We start from the raw sequence: 2,102 nt of genomic DNA, 5'->3' as shown, positions 1-2,102 counted from the left end.
GAGCCTTATCCATGTTCTTATTCATCTCTGACAACTGATTCATCTGCATATTTCCGATATCAGTTGCTTTCTTTTCCATTACGGCAAGTTCTTCTTCCTTTTTGGCTGTATCACCGCCTCTGCCGGAATCTTGTTTTATCTCTGCTTTCAGAACGCCAGTTTTGCCTTCCATCTGCTTTTTGATTCCTTCCTGTGCTCTTACCTGCTTCATCGCAGAACTGGCACATAAGAGAGATCTTGTCATAACATTTGAAATAGCCATCTGCGCCTCCTTTCTTTTTATTAACATTTGTTAACCATCAAGGTAAAAAAAATCGCTACTATTCACACTTCAATATCCATCGATCCACCGATATCTGGTTGCTGTACTTCCTGTGTTGTCATTACTGGCATATCCATTCCTCCACCAAGTGAAAGTGATACTCCACTATCATAATTTCCTGAAAAGTTTGCCTTTCCTGCATTCTCTTTTTCTGACTGTAACCTGTCAAATAATGCCTTAAGATATTTAAGATCTGCTTTTAATATATCCCTGGCCTCATCTGATCTGTGCTTAACCTTGAGCTGCTCAAGGTCTTCCGATGTCATAGAGCCTGATAGAGCTTCTGACATCTCATCAAGTTCCTCATCAAGCTCTACAGTTTCTTCGGCCATTTCCATCATCTCATCAGCACTAAGTTCCAGCTTCTCCATCAGAGCCTCAAACTCTTCCTGCTCAAGTTCTCTTATCTCTTCTTCTGATTCCGCATCCGGAGCGGCTTCTTCTGGCTCAGCAGGAATCTCTTCAGCTCCCTCAAGGTTTCTTTCAGCAGTCTCTTCCATCTTGAGGTTCTTCTTTTTCTTATCGCAGGCTCTCATGACCATTTCAGCATGAAGTATAGCTCTGAGGATCTCTTCTTCATCCACATCACCATTTTTAAGCTGCTTCTTCAACAATCCAATTTTGGCACGTATGCCATTCGAAACCTGCATGGCCTTCGTAGATGTTTTTGCCTGTAATACCTGTGAAGAAACCTGCTTAAAGCTGTACAGAACCGGTTTCTTTTTCTTTCCTGTCTGCTTTGTAGGCTTGCAGATTCCAATGGTTCCAACATGATTGCCATAGGCATCATAGAGTTTTTTTCTGTAATGCGTCGTATTCCCGCTTACATTCACTTCCCATCCGCCATTCACATGATCACCTCCTGTTCGCAGTAAACTGCTCATAACCACATGATAATGCGGTTCCAGATATCTATTTCAGTATGATTCTGAATTCTTATGGTTCCTTCATGTATTTCCCCAGCGCCAATTTCTCCCCATCCGCCACCGCCGCCAATTCCCGGAATCTTATAGTAACCTCCCACTGCAAAATAGAACCATCCCTCTTCTGATAGCGCCTCGGGATATTTGTTAAGCAAAGCTTTCCCATCAATATAAATGTACTCATCATCAAAATCTGTCACAACAGCCTGGTCAAAATCAGTATAGATATTATCAAGGTCACCTGTATAACAAACAGAACTTATCATTCCTATATCATTTGTTCTTTTATATGAACAAGCCTTAATAATGCCTATAGTAGCAGTGACAACAATTATCATCAAAGCTATTCCGGTCGCGAGCGCCTTTGTATTGTATGCTTTTCTATCTATTATCTTTTCCAGCCTCTTTTTCAGAACCATATAACTGTCATCCCATGCAAAAGACATTCCAATGTCACATCCCAGCTTTTTCCTTGACATCATCATGCTTTTAGCACTTCCAATGATAGTATCTCCATAATCGCAAACATCTATTTTGTTTCTCTGTATTGTAACCGTATCACATATATCTTCTAGATCTCTTTTAAGATAGCCTACGCATAGATGCATCCCTTGCATAATTACTCCTTCGCTCATCCTTATATCATCTTTATCAGATAACATCTGTTAACGGTTAATACTTGTTATCAATTTTATTATTGTTATCAATAACATATTATTTAACGAATTTGAATAAGAAAAAATGTAAAGATACACATACAAAAAAAGACACTTCTTAGAATCTCTTCTAAAAAGTGTCTTATAATTATATACCTTATTGCTGACTATTAGTCTGCTACGTATGGCATAATTGCAAGA

Annotated in this window: 2 protein-coding genes and 1 pseudogene; all 3 read right to left on the bottom strand. The window is 39.2% G+C overall.

What is annotated here, in order from left to right; genetic code table 11:
* Window positions 1-262 (bottom strand): annotated as a pseudogene (locus K6G87_RS12055) (FlxA-like family protein); the annotation flags it as partial.
* A gap of 62 nt (window positions 263-324) precedes the next feature.
* Window positions 325-1,173, bottom strand: coding sequence for a hypothetical protein (locus K6G87_RS12050; protein ID WP_296837555.1), 849 nt, complete (start codon window positions 1,171-1,173; stop codon window positions 325-327).
* 29 nt (window positions 1,174-1,202) lie between these two features.
* Window positions 1,203-1,880 (bottom strand): hypothetical protein, encoded by a 678-nt coding sequence (locus K6G87_RS12045; RefSeq protein WP_296837553.1) that lies wholly within the window; start codon window positions 1,878-1,880, stop codon window positions 1,203-1,205.
* Window positions 1,881-2,102 lie beyond the last annotated feature (222 nt).

This window comes from Butyrivibrio sp., from assembly GCF_024699075.1.
The sequence above is the reverse complement of the archived record's forward strand: the minus strand, read 5'-3'. Positions and strand labels throughout refer to the sequence as shown.